The organism is Paenibacillus ginsengihumi DSM 21568, from assembly GCF_000380965.1.
GTDB classification, from domain to species: Bacteria; Bacillota; Bacilli; order Paenibacillales; family NBRC-103111; genus Paenibacillus_G; species Paenibacillus_G ginsengihumi.
The window spans coordinates 14,300-15,181 of sequence record NZ_KB905641.1 but is presented as its reverse complement, the minus strand read 5'-3'; the positions used below and the strand labels follow the sequence as shown (position 1 = coordinate 15,181).

The 882-nt window shown below is 61.1% G+C and carries 1 pseudogene; it reads left to right on the top strand.

Going from position 1 to position 882, the window contains the following annotated elements:
- Positions 1–223 (top strand): annotated as a pseudogene (locus F591_RS32485) (group II intron reverse transcriptase/maturase); the annotation flags it as partial.
- Positions 224–882 lie beyond the last annotated feature (659 nt).

Genomic DNA, 882 nt, shown 5'->3' with positions numbered 1-882 from the left:
GAACTACTACGCGAGCATAGACCCGACCATGGCAAACCGATTCCTGACCAAAGTGGACTGGCATATCCGCAGAAGAATAAGTCTGTGGTGGAACAGAAAACACAAGAAGAGGAGAGCCAGTCAGGTAAATGTGTTCGAATTACTTCGGATGGCGGGTCTGAAAACCGTCGCGATTTGGGGCAAACGTACTGTCCAAGGTGAAGAACGTCGGAAAGCCGTATGAGGGAAAACTTCACGTACGGTTTGATGAGGAGGGGCTGGTACCCCCAGCCCTTCACTCTACAAAAACGGGGGAATCAGCAGCATTCGCGACTCAATGTTGTAGAAAGTGCAACAATTTGGGCGTTGTTCCCGGGTTTGAAGCCAATCGCGCCCAAATTGTTGTACAAAATACAACATTCCCCGTCTTCTTGTGCGAAGAGGGCGGAAAATGTTGCACTTTTTGCAGGATTTGTCGCCTAGTATGCCTGGGTATGCCCGGGGAGGGGCAACTCCAACGTAGAGTTCGAACGCTAACGTGGTGGAGTTCGGGACCGCCAGCCGAGGCAAGCCGAAGCTGCGAGCGCGACCGGATGCCGGCCGAAGTCGGCCGACAGCGCGAGCGCGGTCGGACCGCCAGCCGAGGCAAGCCGAAGCCGCGAGCGCAGCCGGCATCCGGCCGAAGTCGGCCGACAGCGCGAGCGCGGCCGGACCGCCATCCGAGGCAAGCCGAAGCCGCGAGCGCGGCCGGCATCCGGCCGAAGTCGGCCAACAGCGCGAGCGCGGTCGGACCGCCATCCGAGGCAAGCCGAAGCCGCGAGCGCGGCCGGCATCCGGCCGAAGTCGGCCGACAGCGCGAGCGCGGTCGGACCGCCATCCGAGGCAAGCCGAAGCCGCGAGCGC